At 54.8% G+C, this 16,442-nt stretch carries 17 protein-coding genes, 1 other RNA gene and 1 pseudogene; 8 read left to right on the top strand and 11 right to left on the bottom strand.

The genetic code is table 11. The annotated features are described in order from the left end of the window. Positions 1 to 4: 4 nt before the first annotated feature. On the bottom strand, positions 5 to 844 hold the full coding sequence (locus tag AC6I8C_RS04580; RefSeq protein WP_497821728.1) for a metal ABC transporter permease: 840 nt from the start codon (positions 842 to 844) through the stop codon (positions 5 to 7). Then, positions 841 to 1,509 (bottom strand): metal ABC transporter ATP-binding protein, encoded by a 669-nt coding sequence (locus tag AC6I8C_RS04575; RefSeq protein WP_497821727.1) that lies wholly within the window; start codon positions 1,507 to 1,509, stop codon positions 841 to 843. Before AC6I8C_RS04575 ends, AC6I8C_RS04580 begins: the two co-directional genes overlap by 4 nt. 329 nt (positions 1,510 to 1,838) lie before the next feature. Here AC6I8C_RS04575 and AC6I8C_RS04570 point away from each other — a divergent pair, with 329 nt between their 5' ends. The 3 genes from AC6I8C_RS04570 to hha all read left to right on the top strand — a co-directional run bounded on the left by AC6I8C_RS04570 (position 1,839) and on the right by hha (position 2,957). Next, positions 1,839 to 2,192 carry a hypothetical protein gene (locus AC6I8C_RS04570; protein ID WP_312118578.1) on the top strand — a complete coding sequence of 118 codons (354 nt, stop codon included), beginning with the start codon at positions 1,839 to 1,841 and terminating at the stop codon, positions 2,190 to 2,192. Positions 2,193 to 2,339: 147 nt separating this feature from the next. Continuing rightward, positions 2,340 to 2,717, top strand: coding sequence for an Hha toxicity modulator TomB (gene tomB, locus AC6I8C_RS04565; protein WP_013357010.1), 378 nt, complete (start codon positions 2,340 to 2,342; stop codon positions 2,715 to 2,717). A gap of 24 nt (positions 2,718 to 2,741) precedes the next feature. Next, positions 2,742 to 2,957 (top strand): hemolysin expression-modulating protein Hha, encoded by a 216-nt coding sequence (hha, locus tag AC6I8C_RS04560; protein WP_003850458.1) that lies wholly within the window; start codon positions 2,742 to 2,744, stop codon positions 2,955 to 2,957. A 138-nt stretch (positions 2,958 to 3,095) separates the two neighbouring features. Here hha and ffs read toward each other — a convergent pair. After that, positions 3,096 to 3,192, bottom strand: an RNA gene (ffs, locus tag AC6I8C_RS04555) — signal recognition particle sRNA small type. 187 nt (positions 3,193 to 3,379) lie between these two features. On the opposite strand from ffs, the gene AC6I8C_RS04550 reads away from it, so the two are divergent. Next, complete coding sequence (locus AC6I8C_RS04550; RefSeq protein WP_312118564.1) at positions 3,380 to 3,724, top strand: MGMT family protein; 345 nt, start codon at positions 3,380 to 3,382, stop codon at positions 3,722 to 3,724. Position 3,725: 1 nt separating this feature from the next. Here AC6I8C_RS04550 and AC6I8C_RS04545 read toward each other — a convergent pair whose 3' ends face one another. Next, positions 3,726 to 4,283 carry a YbaY family lipoprotein gene (locus tag AC6I8C_RS04545; protein ID WP_033731772.1) on the bottom strand — a complete coding sequence of 186 codons (558 nt, stop codon included), beginning with the start codon at positions 4,281 to 4,283 and terminating at the stop codon, positions 3,726 to 3,728. Between the two features lie 190 nt (positions 4,284 to 4,473). On the opposite strand from AC6I8C_RS04545, the gene tesB reads away from it, so the two are divergent. Then, positions 4,474 to 5,337 carry an acyl-CoA thioesterase II gene (gene tesB / locus AC6I8C_RS04540; RefSeq protein ID WP_013357007.1) on the top strand — a complete coding sequence of 288 codons (864 nt, stop codon included), beginning with the start codon at positions 4,474 to 4,476 and terminating at the stop codon, positions 5,335 to 5,337. A gap of 58 nt (positions 5,338 to 5,395) precedes the next feature. Here the strand turns inward: tesB and amtB are convergent, their stop codons facing one another. The 5 genes and pseudogenes from amtB to AC6I8C_RS04515 all read right to left on the bottom strand — a co-directional run bounded on the left by amtB (position 5,396) and on the right by AC6I8C_RS04515 (position 11,347). After that, positions 5,396 to 6,682, bottom strand: coding sequence for an ammonium transporter AmtB (gene amtB / locus AC6I8C_RS04535; protein WP_013357006.1), 1,287 nt, complete (start codon positions 6,680 to 6,682; stop codon positions 5,396 to 5,398). A 34-nt stretch (positions 6,683 to 6,716) separates the two neighbouring features. Beyond that, positions 6,717 to 7,055, bottom strand: coding sequence for a P-II family nitrogen regulator (gene glnK / locus AC6I8C_RS04530; protein WP_003850469.1), 339 nt, complete (start codon positions 7,053 to 7,055; stop codon positions 6,717 to 6,719). Positions 7,056 to 7,312: 257 nt separating this feature from the next. Continuing rightward, positions 7,313 to 9,099: pseudogene (locus tag AC6I8C_RS04525) on the bottom strand (SmdB family multidrug efflux ABC transporter permease/ATP-binding protein). Continuing rightward, the gene (locus AC6I8C_RS04520) at positions 9,092 to 10,861 is read right to left on the bottom strand and encodes a SmdA family multidrug ABC transporter permease/ATP-binding protein (RefSeq protein ID WP_497821726.1); all 1,770 of its coding nucleotides are present in this window, start codon (positions 10,859 to 10,861) and stop codon (positions 9,092 to 9,094) included. The pseudogene AC6I8C_RS04525 and the gene AC6I8C_RS04520 overlap by 8 nt, the downstream one beginning before the upstream one ends. A gap of 24 nt (positions 10,862 to 10,885) precedes the next feature. After that, positions 10,886 to 11,347: an Lrp/AsnC family transcriptional regulator gene (locus tag AC6I8C_RS04515; RefSeq protein WP_033782182.1), complete on the bottom strand. Its 462-nt coding sequence runs from the start codon at positions 11,345 to 11,347 to the stop codon at positions 10,886 to 10,888. Positions 11,348 to 11,464: 117 nt separating this feature from the next. Between AC6I8C_RS04515 and AC6I8C_RS04510 the strand changes: the two genes are divergently transcribed. Then, on the top strand, positions 11,465 to 12,499 hold the full coding sequence (locus tag AC6I8C_RS04510) for a PLP-dependent cysteine synthase family protein (protein WP_497821725.1): 1,035 nt from the start codon (positions 11,465 to 11,467) through the stop codon (positions 12,497 to 12,499). Positions 12,500 to 12,533: 34 nt separating this feature from the next. Here the strand turns inward: AC6I8C_RS04510 and cof are convergent, their stop codons facing one another. Beyond that, positions 12,534 to 13,355, bottom strand: coding sequence for an HMP-PP phosphatase (gene cof, locus AC6I8C_RS04505; RefSeq protein WP_497823308.1), 822 nt, complete (start codon positions 13,353 to 13,355; stop codon positions 12,534 to 12,536). A 92-nt stretch (positions 13,356 to 13,447) separates the two neighbouring features. Here cof and AC6I8C_RS04500 point away from each other — a divergent pair, with 92 nt between their 5' ends. Together AC6I8C_RS04500 and queC are read left to right on the top strand one after the other, a co-directional pair. Then, positions 13,448 to 15,166 (top strand): SgrR family transcriptional regulator, encoded by a 1,719-nt coding sequence (locus AC6I8C_RS04500; RefSeq protein WP_497821724.1) that lies wholly within the window; start codon positions 13,448 to 13,450, stop codon positions 15,164 to 15,166. 41 nt (positions 15,167 to 15,207) lie between these two features. Then, complete coding sequence (gene queC / locus AC6I8C_RS04495; protein ID WP_095707747.1) at positions 15,208 to 15,903, top strand: 7-cyano-7-deazaguanine synthase QueC; 696 nt, start codon at positions 15,208 to 15,210, stop codon at positions 15,901 to 15,903. A gap of 50 nt (positions 15,904 to 15,953) precedes the next feature. Here queC and AC6I8C_RS04490 read toward each other — a convergent pair whose 3' ends face one another. Next, on the bottom strand, positions 15,954 to 16,352 hold the full coding sequence (locus AC6I8C_RS04490) for a YbgC/FadM family acyl-CoA thioesterase (protein WP_497821723.1): 399 nt from the start codon (positions 16,350 to 16,352) through the stop codon (positions 15,954 to 15,956). Between the last annotated feature and the right edge of the window lie 90 nt (positions 16,353 to 16,442).

Below are 16,442 nucleotides of genomic sequence, written 5' to 3'. Positions count from 1 at the left end.
AAGATTAATGGCGGCGCAAAATCCCGCCGCACGGCCCTGCAAGAATGGAGAGAAAAAACAGCATGGCGGCGCTGAGTACCACAGCGGGGCCGGCCGGCAATGAAAAGTGCCAGGAGAGCATCAGTCCCGCCAGCGCTGAAATCATTGCGATGAAAATGGCAATCACCAGCATTGCAGCAAGATGACGGCTCCAGAAACGGGCGCTGGCGGCGGGCAGCATCATCAGTCCCACCGACATCAGCGTGCCCAGAACCTGAAAGCCCGCGACCAGATTCAGCACCACCAGCATTAAAAACAGACCATGCACCAGCGGCGCGCTCCATTTCCCCTGCGCCCGCAGAAAATCACCGTCAAATGCGTCGATGACCAGTGGACGATAGATGATCGCCAGCACAACCAGCGTAAAGGCAGCGATGCCGCCGACCAGCAGCAGCGCGGCGTTATCCACCGCCAGCAGCGAGCCAAACAGAACATGCAGCAGATCCACGCTTGAGCCGCGTAATGAGACCAGCGTGACGCCCAGTGCCAGGGAGCCAAGATAGAACCCGGCAAAACTGGCATCCTCTTTCAGGGGCGTATAACGACTGACCGCGCCAGAAAGCAGCGCCACGGCTAAACCGGCGATCAGGCCGCCGATACCCATCGCAACCAGTGACAGGCCGGAAATCAGATAGCCAATAGCGGCACCGGGCAGCACTGCATGTGATAAGGCATCACCAATCAGGCTCATCCGGCGCAGTGAAAGGAACACGCCAAGCGGCGTAGCGCTGACCGCCAGTGCAAAGCAGGCCACCAGCGCGCGCCGCATAAAACCAAATTCAATAAAAGGCTGCATCAGGGTCACGGCGTACAACTCCGCAATGAGATAGCAGGCTGGCTGGTGCAGTTGACCTCGCTGTCATCCATCGACATCACACTACTGAAGTAGCGCGCCACCAGCGGGCGATCGTGCAGCACTACCAGCAGAGTTGTGCCGGCCTGCTGTTGCTGTTCAAGAATCGACATCAGTAATGTCACGGTCTGGCTGTCAATGCCGTTGAAAGGCTCATCCAGCAGCCAGAGCTGGCTGCGCTGCAACATCAGCCGTGCAAACAATACGCGCTGAAGTTGTCCGCCTGATAAAGTCGCGGGCTGCGCATCTGCATAATCACCCATCTGAACGGCCTCAAGCGCCTGCCAGATTTCCCGGCGTAGTACCCGGTTAATACCGCCGAACCAGCCGCAGCGTGGCCAGCAGCCTATGGAGACCAGTTCAAATACCGTCAGGGGAAAACGGGTTTCAAGTTCTGTACGCTGCGGCATCCAGCCGATATCCCGACGCGAAACCTGCAATTCACAACGTCCGGTTATCGGTGGCAACAAACCCGCAATAGTTTTCAGCAGGGTTGATTTGCCACTGCCGTTAGCACCAACTAAGGCTGTCATTGAGCCAGCTGCAAGCTGCCCGGTAACCGGCGGGGTTATGCTCTGTCCCTGATAGCCAGCACGAAGCGTATTGAACCGGATCATGCGCTGATCCCCCACTTTATGGCCACGGCAAGCAGCGCGATGAATAGCACCGCTACACTCAGCCGCCCACCCAATGACATAAGTAATCCACTCTGACGCATCGCTTCACCAATATGTTATAACATAACAAATAAGATACCGGATATTCCCGTCAGGGAAACGCGTGATTGTGTATCAAAAGATAAACAGCGAGGGGACTTACGGCAGGAGGCTGGCAGGCACAGTCGCCTGCTAACGCGCAGATGCTGACAGTTTTGTGCTCTGCTGGCTTGCAAACCAGTTGCAGAAAACCAATGATAGGTTTATTAACGGTTATTAGTGGATCAGATATGCTGTCACGTATTGAATGTGATATTGCCTTGGGCGAATCAGACTGCGCAAAAATAGCAGAGATTGTTCAGCGGAATATTCTCAAAATAACAGATTTGCTGGTGGGAGATTTACGCTGGTACTCACAGAACGCACAGTTAGTTCCAGGCAGTTTAAAAATTGTTTCGGTTGAATACCTGGATATGAATAGTTTTAAATTACTTTACGATTTTGACTGGAATTTATTTAGTCCCTGTCTGGATCTAAATGAAACCGTGACGCAATCTGAGCAGGTAAACTTTCACATTAAGCCCGGAGCACTTGAGTTTGATGTGATCGACAATCAGCAGCCCTCCCCCGGCGATGAATTGTAATATTTAGTAATGGAGGTGAGCAGAACTAATGGTTCTACACTATCTTTAAGGTATCCCGTTTAATAACTGCCCGAATAATCGCTTCCTGGCCGCGTTATCCAATATCGCCGCCCTGCGGCAACTGTGCTAGCTATGGAGGGGAAAAAGATGGACGAATACTCACCGAAACGGCATGATATTGCCCAGCTTAAATATCTGTGTGAGAGCCTGTTTGACGACAGCATGGCAACATTAACCGACAGCCATCACGGCTGGGTGAATGACCCCACTTCTGAAAGCAATCTGCAGCTTAACGATTTGATTGAACACATTGCCTCTTTCACCATGAATTACAAAATTAAGCACGTTGAAGATGAAGCGCTGATTTCGCAAATCGATGAATATCTTGATGATACTTTTATGCTATTCAGCAACTATGGTATCAATAGTCCGGATCTTCAACGGTGGCAACGTTCAGCAAAACGCTTATTTAATCTGTTCACTGAAGAGTGCGCTTTTCTCCAGCAACCAAGCCATTCATTATAGTACAGACATGAGAACGGTTTATTTATGAACAAAACCCTGACTAAAACCGATTATTTGATGCGACTGCGGCGTTGCCGCTCTCTGGATACCCTTGAAAGGGTCATTGAAAAAAATAAGTATGAATTACCCGAGGATGAATTAGCGGTATTTTACTCTGCAGCTGACCATCGCCTGGCGGAACTGACGATGAACAAGCTTTACGATAAAGTTCCAGGTTCAGTATGGAAATTTGTCCGCTAATCTGACGGATTGCTGCTACGTTTAATCTCCTCTTTAGTACCAGATATTCCTGCCTGCCGGCAAAGGATCGGCCCAGGCGGGTTTTGCCTGTCTGCAGTTTATGGAGAAGAAATATTCAGAGGGCGAAAATGGTGGGGGCCCTGCCAGCTACATCCCGGCACACGCGTCACCTGCTGCGGCTGCTTCCTTCCGGATCTGACCGAGTTCACAAGCTAGCATTGCGGGAGAACCAACAGGGCCCCCATTGACAAGCCCTCTTTACGAGAGCGGGGGCATTATCTGGGAAGGAGGTGGCAATTGCAAGCGTAGTCGGGACAACCGTTGTTTTCTTGAACAACCACCGTGCTGGCACTCTCTCCTCATCCTCCCCATGCTAAAGTTAAAACCCTATTCCTGATGAAAAAAGCAGACGAAATAAGCATATGGATCAGCATGACTCTTTCCAGCAACGCATCTGGCAAATTGTTGCCGCCATTCCCTATGGCCACGTCGCGACCTATGGCGACGTTGCGCAACTGGCGGGTTCCCCGCGCGCGGCACGTCAGGTGGGCGGCGTACTGAGCCGGTTACCAGAAGGCACCACGCTTCCCTGGCATCGTGTCGTCAATCGTCACGGTACTATCTCAATGCAGGGCGACAGTCTGTTGCGGCAGCGGGATGCACTGGAAGCAGAAGGAATAGAGGTCAGTGATGAGGGACAGCTCGATCTTGAAACTTATCGCTGGGATTTCAGGCAGGAAAAAGGGGCGACAAGGTCGCCCCGATAAATTAAATACGGGTTGGTGCCGGAACAGCAGCCGATGGCGTCACCTGAGTGGGTGAAGTCGACGGAACAGTCGTCGCTGCGCCCGGCTGGGTTGGCATCGCTACTGACGGTACCGGTACCAGCAGCAGTTCAGCTTTGGTGCCGCCCTGGTTGATGACCGGCTTCACGCCTTCAGTAACAAAGGCCAGCTTGCCGTCGATTGAGATGGCTGCGCTTAACAGAATGCGCGCGTTGGGCTGAATGTCGGCCGGGTTAAACGGTAATACAAACTGGAACGGTGCCTGTTTGCCTTCAGTACGCACCACGCGCTGCGACAGCACTTTTGATGGCGCGTCGGATACAGAGGCATCAGAAAGCGTCACGGTTAATACCGCATCCGGCGGCAGCGCAATACGCTGGCGGATAAAGACTGAACCACTTACGTTTGGCTGCGCAATCGCGGCCGTCTGTCCTGCAACTGCAGAACCCAGCGTTGGTGTTGGCACTGGTTTACTCTTGTCGGCACATCCCGCAACAGCAACCGCAATAACTACCCCACTGAACACATGCCTGAGTTTCATTGATGTCGTCTCCATTTGATCAAAATGATTGTCGGCAGCGAATCCTGCTTACAGCGCTTCACTCGCCGTATGTGCTTAATATTGGCACAAAAATGAAATTTTGCCTGGCACAGGCAAAGCGGAAAGTCTGATTGACGTCAACTGGTCCGATCTTTCACACTGAGCGGGTCACTATATTGAGGAATGCGCCATGAGTCAGGCACTGCAAAATCTGCTGAATTTATTGAATCTGGAAAAACTGGAAGAGGGTTTATATCGCGGCCAGAGCGAAGATCTGGGACTGCGCCAGGTGTTTGGCGGTCAGGTGGTGGGTCAGGCACTGTATGCCGCAAAGCAAACCGTCGCGGAAGATCGCATTATTCACTCATTTCACAGCTATTTTTTGCGGCCCGGCGATAGCCAGAAAGCGATTATCTATGATGTTGAAACGCTGCGTGATGGCAAAAGTTTCAGCGCACGCAGGGTCAGCGCCATTCAGAATGGTCAGCCGATTTTTTATATGACGGCCTCTTTCCAGTCACCGGAAAGCGGATTTGAACATCAGAATCCGATGCCGCAGGTGGCGGGGCCAGAAAACCTGTTAACCGAACAGGCGATGGCGCAGAAAATGGCGCATCTGCTGCCAGAAAAGTTACGTGAAAAATTTATTGCTGAACGTCCGCTGGAGATTCGCCCGGTGCAGATCCATAACCCGCTTCGTGGACATGTGGATAAACCGGAGCGTCAGGTCTGGATCCGTGCCACCGGCCCCCTGCCCGATGACCTGCGTATCCATCAGTACCTGCTCGGCTATGCATCCGACCTCAATTTCCTGCCGGTCGCGCTGCAGCCACATGGCAAAGGATTTTTAGAGCCGGATATGCAGGTCGCTACTATTGACCACTCGATGTGGTTCCATCGCCCGTTCGACTTCACTGAATGGCTGCTCTACAGCGTGGTCAGTACCTCAGCTTCTGGCGCACGCGGTTTTGTCCGCGGCGAGTTCTACAATCAGCAGGGTGTGCTGGTAGCGTCAACCGTTCAGGAAGGGGTAATGCGCCAGCGCAGCGAATAAAGAGAATAAAAAAAGGGGCGATTGCTCGCCCCCGATTGTTCATTTCAGTGCCTGTCCATTACTGGTTGTAAGCATTCTCGCCGTGGCTGTTTACATCCAGACCTTCGCGTTCATGCTCTTCCGGTACGCGCAGCCCGACAATCAGATCGGCCAGCTTGAAACCGATAAAGGCAACAACGCCTGACCAGACAATCGTCAGACCCACGCTGAAGAGCTGCACCCAGACCTGATGGCCCATGGTCACGCCCTGAGCATAGCCGACGCCGCCCAGTGAAGAGGAAGCAAACACGCCGGTCAGGATACAGCCGACAATACCGCAGACGCCATGCACACCGAATACATCGCATGGATCATCGACGCGCAGCCATTTTTTCAGGGTGGTGACGCCCCACAGTCCCGCGAGGCCGCCGACCAGACCGATGATTAATGCACCGCCAACGCCGACATAACCACAGGCCGGTGTAATCGCGACCAGACCCGCAATAAAGCCTGAGCAGGCACCCAGCAGAGAAGGCTTACCACGTACCGCCCACTCGCCAAAGGTCCATGCCAGTACGGCACCCGCTGTTGCCACCACGGTGTTCAGGAAAGCCAGTGCCGCGATTTCGTTTGCTGCTGAAGCTGAACCGGCATTAAAGCCAAACCAGCCAACATAAAGAATAGCGGTGCCGGTGAAGACCATCGGCAGGTTATGTGGCTTGAAGGCCTCTTTACCAAAGCCCGCACGTTTGCCAACCAGATAAGCACCCACCAGACCTGCGACAGCCGCGTTGATGTGCACCACGGTACCACCAGCGAAGTCCAGAGCGCCGTCCTGAGCCAGGAAACCGCCCGCCCAGACCATGTGTGCGATAGGTAAATATGAAAGCGTCAGCCAGACACCGACGAAGATCAGTACGGCAGAGAAACGGATACGTTCTGCAATGGCACCAACAATCAGGCCCACGGTAATACAGGCAAACGAGGCCTGGAATGCTACGTGGATATACTGATAGAAACTGCCCATAACGGCGGTGAGCTGAATGTTTTTCAACATGGCCCAGCCAAAGCCGCCAAAGAAGGCATTGCCTTCACTGAAGGCCAGTGAATAGCCGTAGACCACCCACAGCACGCAGACCAGCGAGAAGGTCACAGCAACCTGCGTCAGCATCGACAGAACGTTTTTGCCACGAATCAGACCGCCGTAAAACAGCGCAATACCTGGAATTGACATAAACAGCACCAGCGCGGTGCAAATCATCATAAATGCGTTATCAGCCTTGTCCGCAACGGCAGGCGCAGCCATTGCGAGTGAGGGTAACAGTGCCAGACTGGTGAGGCCCAGCTTCGTGAAAATTTTATTCATTTTTATTCCATCCCATCACAGTACTGAGTCTTAATTACAGAGCGGCTTCATCGGTTTCGCCGGTACGAATACGGATGACGCGCTGCAGTTCAGCCACGAAAATTTTACCGTCGCCAATTTTGCCGGTGTAGGCCGCTTTACTGATGACATCCACCACTTCGTCTAACTGATCGTCGGCAATCGCAATATCAATTTTGACCTTCGGCAGGAAGTTAACGCTGTACTCTGCGCCACGATAGAGCTCTGCATGGCCTTTCTGACGACCAAAACCTTTCACTTCGGAGACGGTCAGTCCCTGAATGCCGATAGAGGATAAAGCTTCACGTACATCCTCCAGTTTGAATGGCTTAATTACGACGGTAACCAGCTTCATTGGATCCCCTCCAGCGAGTAAATAGGTAACGTTTACGGACACGCAGGGATATAAGCAAAGCCTGTGCCAGAGTGTAAGAGTGACCTTAATCAGTGAGTCAGGCGAGACGGAGCAAGGGATGCTTCAAGGAAGATATGAATGAGAATGGGTGTGTGACAGGGATCGCAGCCTGACGCTGCACTCCTTTGGTGCTCCAGGCGTCAAAGGAGTGCATTTATACAGATTATTCCGATAAAGCTGCGCAAAAAAGGTGCAAGTCAGCTTTCAGATGTTACAGCTACGCCCGACGCCAGATCTTCCCCTGCCTGCTGCAGCTGATACATCTGCCAGTAGCGTCCCTGGAGCGTCCCTGGAGCGTCAGCAGTTGCTGATGCGTGCCCTGCTCAACCACACGACCACGATGCAGCACCAGAATCTTATCCGCATCAATAATCGTTGAGAGGCGATGAGCGATCACCACCAGTGTGCTGTGTTGCCGTAGCGTCGCAAGCGTCTGCTGAATGGCCTGCTCGGTGCCGGAATCGATGTTAGCGGTCGCCTCGTCGAGGATCAGGATCTGCGGCAGGTCAACCAGTACCCGGGCCAGCGCCAGCAGCTGCTTCTGCCCGACCGACAGGTTATTGCCCTGCTCGCCCAGCCGGGTGTGAATCCCCTCCGGCAGAGCATGCGCCAGCGGTGCCAGCTGCACCTGTTCCAGCACTGTCCAGACTGCCTCTTCGCTGATGTTGCGGCCCAGCCGCACATTGGCCAGCAGCGTATCGGCCAGCACCACCGGATCCTGCTGCACCATCGCGATACCGCGTCGCAGCACGGCATGGCTCAGGTCGCTAATCGGGCGATCATCAATACGGATTTCGCCGCGCGTCACCGGGTAATAACCCATCAACAGGTTAGCCAGGGTACTTTTGCCACTGCCGGTATGGCCCACCAGCGCCACAAACTCACGCGGTGCGACGTCAAGATTGATATCACTCAGCACATCGCGGTTTTCACGGTAGGCAAAACTGAGGTTGTTCAGGGCAATACGACCTGAAGCCAGTGGCTGCTGATCGGCACCATACTGCTGCTGGGCGGCATCCATCAGCTCGAAGATACGCTCGCCAGACACTACCGCCTGCTGCAGCATCGACTGCTGGGTGGTCAGCTCAATCAGTGGCTCATTCAGACGGCCCAGGTAAGTAATAAAGGCATAGAGCACCCCCACTTCAAACACGCCAGGCATCGAGAAACTGAACAGAATCAGCAGCCCGCACAGCACCATCGCTGAAAACAGGCTCAGCAATGGACGCAGCAGAAAGCCATCGAGACGCAGCGTCTCCATTCGCGCCAGATAGTGAGAGCGGCTTGCTTCGCCCATGCGCTCACCAAATCGCGCCTGCTGACGAAACTGCTGAATCACACTCATGCCGCTGATCACTTCATTGAAGCCGTTGTTGATGTCAGCCAGATAGCTGCGAACCCGTCGGGCAATCGGCGTGCTGTAACGCTGATAGATGAGCATCACTATCAGTACCAGCGGGAAGATCATCATTGCTACCAGCGCCATGCGCCAGTCAAGACTGAACATCGCCACCATCATGGCGCCGACCAGCGCAGCGCTGCGCAGTACGGTTGAAACTACCGTGACATAAAGATCGCGGATCACTTCGGTGTCATTCGTCACGCGCGAAATAATCTGCCCGACCGGCTGAGTATCAAAGGCGCTCAGCGGCTGACAGAGCGCGGCATTCATCACGTCACTGCGTAACCGCTGTACCACACCAATGGCGGCGCGATTGAACAGCAGCGCCTGCCAGTAGTGCAGCCCGGCGGCCAGTAGCTGAAGCAGGACAAAGCTGATGACCAGACCGGTCACCAGCCCCCAGGGCATCTGATGTTTCGCCACCAGGTTATCGATAAAGTAACTGACCAGCACCGGACCGGTTACTTCCGCCGCGGCAGCGATCCAGAGCATGCCTACCGCCAGCGACAGGGATTTACGCCAGGGCTTACCGTAGCTCAGCAGGCGCTTCAGGGTGGGCCACAAGCGGGCAGACTTAGCCATGCGGCACTCCTTTCTCATTTTCATCATCATCCAGCGCCGCTTCCAGTTGCTGGTAACGGTACATGTCACGATACCAGCCAGCGCTGGCGGTCAGCGCGTCATGATCGCCACGCTGTGCCACGCTGCCCTGTTGTAACACCAGAATTTCACTGGCTTCCGTCAGCGCCGACAGGCGATGTGCGCTGATAATCAGTGTTTTTCCCTGTCCCCAGATGCGCAGGTTATGCAGGATTTCGTGCTCGGTACGACCATCCACCGCAGAGAGCGCATCGTCCAGAATCAGGATTTCTGCGTTCAGCAGCAGTGCCCGGGCAATTGAAAGACGCTGCTTCTGTCCACCCGACAGCATCACACCTCGCTCCCCGACTTCGGTTTCATAACCCTGCGGCAGACGCAGAATATCGTCATGCACGCAGGCCAGCGTGGCGGCCTGTTCAATCTCCTGCCGGGTTGCGCCCGGTTTTCCCAGCGCAATGTTGTTCGCTACGCTGTCCGAAAACAGGAATGGTGTCTGGCTAACCACGGCGAGACGACTGCGCCAGCTGTCCAGCCGCAACTGCGTCAGCGGGATCTGGTGATAACGGATGTCGCCCTGCTGAATATCAAAATGGCGCTGGATCAGGCTCAGTAAGGTACTTTTTCCGCTGCCGGTTGGCCCGCACAGTCCCAGCATTTCGCCGGGCTTAAGCTGGAAGCTGACATCACTTAACACCGGAGCCGCGCTGGCCGGATAGTGAAAGGCGCGAATCGCGACCTGCAGCGTACCCGGTTCAGGTGGCAGAGATTTATCGCCATCTTCCACCGCGGGCGCTTCCGCCAGCAATGCACCGATGCGGCTCCAGGCGGCGCTGCCGCGTTCGACGATATTGAACATCCACGCCAGGGCGAGCATCGGCCAGATCATCAGGCCAAGATACATCACAAAGCTGGTCAGCTGCCCCAGCGTCATCTGCTCATGCCACACCAGCCAGCTGCCGCCGCCAATCGCCAGCAGGTTTGAGAAACCAATAGCGATGTAGATTGTGGGATCGAAACGGGCATCGACTCGCGCCACGCGCAGGTTCTTTTCACCGGTGTCGCGGGCGATATCGGAGAATTGCTGCGACTGATGCTGTTCAAGACCAAAGGATTTAATCATCCGTATGCTGGTCAGGCTCTCCTGCGTCTGATCGTTAAGGCTGGAGAAGGCCGCCTGGGCCAGTTTAAAGCGATGATGCAGCTGATTACCGTAGCGATGGATGACGATTGCCATAATGGGCATCGGCACCAGCGCCAGCAGGGTCAGCTGCCAGCTGATCTGCGTACTCATCACCAGCAGCACCACGCAGCCCATCACCAGCGAGTCGACCAGCGTCAGCACCCCTTCCCCGGCCGCAAACACCACCCGATCCACATCGTTAGTGGCACGCGCAATCAGGTCACCGGTGCGGTGACGCAGATAAAATGCCGGTTGCTGCCGACTCAGCTGGCGATAGAAATCTTCGCGCAGCTCAACCGCCAGCTGGTAGGAGGCACCAAAGAGCAGCACGCGCCAGACATAACGCAGCAAATAGACCACCACTGCGGTTGCCAGCATGATACCAATCCACATCATGATGCGGCTGGTACTCATGTTGTCACGTGTGACACCATCAACAATGACACCGACGACATGCGGCGGCAGCAACTGCAGAACAGCAATCACAATCAGCAGGATGACCGCGCCCAGATAGCGCCGCCACTCCCGCAGAAAATACCAACTTAATTGACTGAATAATCGCACAACGCTGTTCTCAATTTCAGGCCCTCAGGGGGCGACAGGTAAAGCCGTGGTGTATTTAATCTCTTCCATGGCGAAGCTGGATGTCACATCAATCAGGCCGGGCACACCGTTCACTAATCGCTTGTAGAACGCATCATAGCTCTTCATGTCGGCCACCTGAATGCGCAGCAGGTAATCATACTCACCTGCCATCCGGTAAAAGGCCATCACCTCGGGCATGCTGCTGACCACCGAGACAAAAGCCTGATACCAGTCGCGGCTGTGCTGCTGGGTTTTCACAAACATAAACGCCGTCAGTGACAGTCCGATTTTATCCCCATCCAGCAGCGCCACCCGGGCGCGAATAATGCCATCATCTTCGAGCTTTTTCAGGCGCTTCCAGCAGGGTGTGGTAGTGAGGTTGACGGCATCCGCCAGCGCCTGCAGTGACAGCGTGCAATCCTGCTGCAGCAGTGAGAGCAGTTTAAGGTCAGTTTTATCTAACATACGGGACTCCGGGAGAATCATTTTCTCCATTACCGCGATTTTAGCGGTATTTTTGCAATCTCTTTTTTCTGCACGTGCCATAAAATAGCCGCATCACTTCTTTACCGGATGCCTGAGATGCAGACCTGCTGGATTCGCCACGCTATCAACGAAATTAACGCTGATTTTCAACGATCGGCTGAAACCCATTTGATCCGTTTCGATCTGGCGGATTTTCCCGGCATCTGGTTCTATCTGAAAGATGAGAGCACCCATCCCAGTGGCAGTCTTAAACATCGGCTGGCACGTTCCCTGTTTCTTTACGGTCTCTCCAACGGCTGGATTAAAGAGAATACGCCGATTATCGAAGCCTCGTCAGGCAGCACGGCCGTTTCTGAGGCGTACTTCGCAAGGCTGCTAGGCCTGCCCTTTATTGCGGTGATGCCCGCCAGTACGGCGAAACGTAAGATTGAGCAGATCACCTTTTATGGCGGACAGTGCCATTTTGTCGAGGATCCCTGCCAGCTTTACGCAGAATCTGAACGGCTGGCACGTGAGCTGAATGGCCATTTTATGGATCAGTTTACCTATGCTGAACGCGCTACCGACTGGCGCGGTAATAATAATATTGCTGAAAGCATATTCCGTCAGATGCAGCATGAACCCTATCCGATTCCCCATACGGTGATTATGAGCGCGGGTACCGGCGGTACCTCGGCCACACTGGGCCGCTATATCCGTTATCAGGGCCTGGATACGAAACTGCTGGTGGTGGATCCGCAGCATTCGGTGTTTTTCGATTACTGGCAACAGCGTGATGCAACGCTGACCAGCACACGTGGCAGCATGATCGAGGGAATTGGCCGTCCGCGCGTGGAGCCGTCGTTCATGCCTGACGTGATTGATGAAATGATCAAAGTACCGGATGGGGCGACGCTGGCCGCGATGCTGAAGCTGGAAAAAATCCTGGGACGCAAACCGGGTGCCTCTACCGGCACCAATTTCTGGGGCATGATGCAGGTGGCGAAACGCTTAAGGGCAGCAAATCAGCAGGGATCCCTGGTGACACTGCTGTGCGACAGTGGAGAACGTTATCCCGATAGCTACTATCGGCCGGAATGGGTGGCTAAACATATTGGCGATATCATGCCGTGGCAGCGCGAACTCGAATAAAAAACCGGACATCCTGTCCGGTTCACGGCAATCCTCAGCATTCGGGGGAATACGCGAGGTCGGGTGTTGCCAGCCAGTGATTTAAATAGTGAGACACCGCCTGTGTCTCGCAATGCCCTAATACCGGCAGATGCGGTAGCGCGGCTTTCAATTGCGCCATCGCATTGCCCATAATGAAGCCCTGTCCAGCCTGCGACAGCATCTCTCTGTCATTCATTGCATCCCCGAACGCCATGCACTCCGCCAGCGTCAGTGACAGATGGTCGCACAACAGTGCCAGCGCGCTGCCTTTGTTGCAGCTGGCGGGCAACACTTCCAGACAGTCCACCGCAGAGAAGCAGATATTTGCCTGCTCACCCAGCGCCGCATCCAGCTCTGTTTTCAGCTGACACAGACGCTGATGCTGATCGATAAAGCAGATTTTTGTTACCTGATGCGCGGGCAGCCTTTTCAGATCGCACAGCTGATAGCCAAATCCGCTCATCTGATGGGCCACCAGCAGCTCAGGCTGGGGTCGATCGGTAAACCACCCCTGATCGTTGAAAATGTGGATCGACGCGGGTGTTTCCCAATGGCGATGAATGACCTCTTCAGCTACCGCAGAGGGCAGATCGCGGGCAAAGATCAGATTGCCAGACCGATCGTGTACGCGGGTGCCATTCCCGGTAATCAGCCACGCGGGCAGCGTTAATTTCTCCCGCAGAATCTGCATCTCCAGCAGATGGCGGCCCGTCGCCAGCGCCAGATTAACGCCGCGCAGATGTAGCGCCTGCAGACTGTCCAGCGTCTGCTGACCCAGTTGATGATCCGGCAGCAATAATGTGCCATCCATATCGAATGCGGCTAAACGCATTATGGTTACCCTCCTGCTGAAAAGATGAGCTTACTATTGCCTGTTAATTACGGAAGTAATAGTGAATACTTTTAAAAAACTGTTCCGGGTTTATCATGCGTCAGCTTAACCGCCTTAATCAGTTTCAGCGCCTGTGGCAGCAGAGCCAGGGCGTCCCTCAGCAGACCTGCGTGGCACAGATGGCGCGCCACTGCATATGCAGCGAGCGTCATCTGCGCACGTTACTGTCACAGTGGCAGCACGCTGGCTGGCTTAGCTGGCACGGTGAACCGGGCCGTGGCAAACAGGGTCGGTTAGTGTTTCTGCGCACGCCTGAACAGTTACGGCAGCAGTTGCTGCAAAAACAGCTTGATGCCGGAGAGGCAGCTGACGCTTTACAGCTGCTGGATCTGCCGCCGGAAAGGCTGATTAATATGCTGCGGCCGTTAATGGGTGGACAGTGGCAGAACGACACGCCGGTTCTGCGCATCCCCTACTATCGTCCCATGGAGAGTACCGAGCCGCGCCAGATTACCGGGCGGGCTGAACAGCATCTGGTTCGTCAGATCTATTCCGGTCTGACCCGTTTTGAGCACGATGAGCCGGTCGGCGATCTGGCGCATCACTGGCAGCACGATGAAGCGTCCTGTAGCTGGTTATTCTGGTTACGGCCTCAGCTGATGTGGCATAACGACGAGCCGGTGCAGGCCGCGCAACTGGTGGTGCAGTTCCGCCAGCTGCTGCAGGATACGCGTGTCAGGATATTGCTTGCCGATGTAGTCAGCGTGGATGCGCCTCACCCGCTGGCGGTGCGGTTTAACCTGCGACGACCTGATTTCTGGCTGCCTCACCGGCTTGCCCATCTTTTGTGCCTGCTGCCCCATCCCGATTATCCCGCCACAGGCAGCGGGCCATGGAAACTCAGGCATTTCAGCGCTGAGCTGGTCAGGATTGAAAGCCATGCGCGCTGGCATCTGCAGCGTCCGCTGTTGCAGGCGGTAGAGTACTGGATTACTCCTCAGCTGTTTGATGCCGCACTCGGCAGCAGCTGTCGCCATCCGGTGCAGATTGCCATTGGCGATGCCGCTGAACTCAGGACATTAAAGCCGGTCAGCAGCAGCATCAGTCTCGGCTTCTGTTATCTGGTCTGCCGCCCGCGAGCCGGATTTACACCCGATCAGGCGCGCACGCTTTTTCAGCTCATCCAGCAAAGCGGCATCGTCAGCCGGTTACCACTGGATGAGGGATTAATCACCCCAAGCAAAGAGCTGTTACCCGGCTGGGAAGTACCGCTGATTGATAGTGTTCCTGTCCCCTTGCCCGCCACCCTGACGCTGCATTATCAGTTGCCGGTTGAGCTGCATCAGATGTCACAGGCACTGGTCGCCCTGTTAAAACAGCACGGCTGTACTCTGAACGTCGTTTTTCATCCGGTGAAAAGCTGGCATCATATCGCCCCGCCTGATGAGGCGGATATCGTGATGGGCGATCGGTTGATTGGCGACGCGCCGGTCTTCACACTGGCGAGCTGGTTACAGATTGACCCGCTATGGCGTCGGCTGTGGCCCACACCGCAGGGCGAAGAAGTCCAGGCGCAACTGCTGGCTATCCAGCAGATATCAGACGGCAATAGTCGTACCCGTGCGCTGCAGCAGCTTTATCATCAACTGATGACGGACGGCATCCTGCTGCCCCTGTTCAATTATCGCTACCAGATTTATGCCCCCCCTGCCGTTGAAGGGATAGAGCTGAACACGCTGGGCTGGTTTGATTTCAGCCGCGCATGGATTCCGCCGCCCATTGATCCGCCTTGCAGCTGTTCAGCGGCGGACTGAGGCATTACCATAAGCGCAAAATTAATTATCAGGGAAACACCATGAAACGCGCGGTTGTAGTTTTCAGCGGTGGACAAGACTCCACTACCTGCCTGATTCAGGCTGTACAGCTTTATGATGAAGTTCACTGCGTCACTTTCGACTATGGACAACGCCACCGGGAAGAGATCGAGGTCGCCCGCGATCTGGCGATGACACTGGGTGCGCGCGCGCACAAAGTGCTGGACGTGACCATGCTGAACGAACTCGCCGTCAGCAGTCTGACGCGGGATAACATTCCGGTGCCGGCTTATAATCCTGAGGCCAGTGGCTTACCCAGTACGTTCGTGCCGGGCCGCAATATTCTCTTTCTGACGCTGGCCTCGGTTTACGCGTATCAGGTCGAAGCAGAAGCGGTCATCACCGGCGTCTGCGAAACCGATTTTTCCGGCTATCCCGACTGCCGCGATGAGTTTGTCAAAGCGCTGAACCATGCGGTGTCGCTTGGCATGGCGCGCGAGGTGCGTTTTGAGACGCCGCTGATGTGGCTCAATAAAGCGGAAACCTGGGCGCTGGCGGATTACTGGCAGCAGCTTGCGCTGGTACGCGAGCAGACGCTGACCTGCTATAACGGTGTGAAAGGCGACGGATGTGGTGAGTGTGCTGCCTGTCATTTACGGGCTAATGGCCTCCAGGGTTATCTCAACGATCGTGCTGGCGTCATGGCAGCCATGAAAGCAAAGAGCGGCCTTAACTAAGGCTGTCTGGCGTGGCGGCAAAGCAGTTCGGTTTGCCGCTTTTTATCGGCTCATGCCATCAGACGCATCAGTCGCTCGCGTAAATCCCCTTCAAGCGCAACCGCCTTCTGGGTCCGCAAATCAATACAGACAAACGTGAGTGCGGCATCCGCCACCACGGTCTCCTGACCTGCCAGCAAAACCCGCTGCGCAATAATGCCGCTTTTGCCATTTAACTGCGTGATCTCACTGTCGATAACCAGTACGTCGCCCAGCACGGCCGGGCGACGATAGTTGATGTTGATATTGACCACCACAAAAGCCAGTTTCTGCTCCAGCAACCAGTGGAACGCTTCAGCCTCTTCCAGCCATTGCCAGCGCGCCTCCTCAAGAAACTCAAGATAGCGCGCATTGTTGACGTGCTGATAGACATCCAGATGATAGCCACGCACTTTTATGGTGGTCTGCATGATCATGCTCTCCTGCTACTGTAAGTTAACTGGTTGGACCTGTTCACTTTAGCAGAGTCGTCTGGTTAGCGTGGATTAAGCATCACAGAT

The sequence above is a fragment of the Pantoea sp. X-Soil-YNGN-844 genome (assembly GCF_059730595.1).
Note: the sequence above shows the minus strand (reverse complement) of the source record. Positions and strands in the feature narration are given on the sequence as shown.

Coding starts and splice junctions, on each gene's coding strand:
- AC6I8C_RS04550 (WP_312118564.1), top strand. CDS start 3,380: ATGGATCAGCATGACTCTTTCCAGCAACGCATCTGGCAAATTGTTGCC.
- tomB (WP_013357010.1), top strand. CDS start 2,340: ATGGACGAATACTCACCGAAACGGCATGATATTGCCCAGCTTAAATAT.
- hha (WP_003850458.1), top strand. CDS start 2,742: ATGAACAAAACCCTGACTAAAACCGATTATTTGATGCGACTGCGGCGT.
- AC6I8C_RS04570 (WP_312118578.1), top strand. CDS start 1,839: ATGCTGTCACGTATTGAATGTGATATTGCCTTGGGCGAATCAGACTGC.
- AC6I8C_RS04490 (WP_497821723.1), bottom strand. CDS start 16,352: ATGCAGACCACCATAAAAGTGCGTGGCTATCATCTGGATGTCTATCAG.
- glnK (WP_003850469.1), bottom strand. CDS start 7,055: ATGAAGCTGGTTACCGTCGTAATTAAGCCATTCAAACTGGAGGATGTA.
- AC6I8C_RS04500 (WP_497821724.1), top strand. CDS start 13,448: ATGCGTCAGCTTAACCGCCTTAATCAGTTTCAGCGCCTGTGGCAGCAG.
- AC6I8C_RS04515 (WP_033782182.1), bottom strand. CDS start 11,347: ATGTTAGATAAAACTGACCTTAAACTGCTCTCACTGCTGCAGCAGGAT.
- queC (WP_095707747.1), top strand. CDS start 15,208: ATGAAACGCGCGGTTGTAGTTTTCAGCGGTGGACAAGACTCCACTACC.
- AC6I8C_RS04575 (WP_497821727.1), bottom strand. CDS start 1,509: ATGATCCGGTTCAATACGCTTCGTGCTGGCTATCAGGGACAGAGCATA.
- tesB (WP_013357007.1), top strand. CDS start 4,474: ATGAGTCAGGCACTGCAAAATCTGCTGAATTTATTGAATCTGGAAAAA.
- AC6I8C_RS04510 (WP_497821725.1), top strand. CDS start 11,465: ATGCAGACCTGCTGGATTCGCCACGCTATCAACGAAATTAACGCTGAT.
- amtB (WP_013357006.1), bottom strand. CDS start 6,682: ATGAATAAAATTTTCACGAAGCTGGGCCTCACCAGTCTGGCACTGTTA.
- AC6I8C_RS04545 (WP_033731772.1), bottom strand. CDS start 4,283: ATGAAACTCAGGCATGTGTTCAGTGGGGTAGTTATTGCGGTTGCTGTT.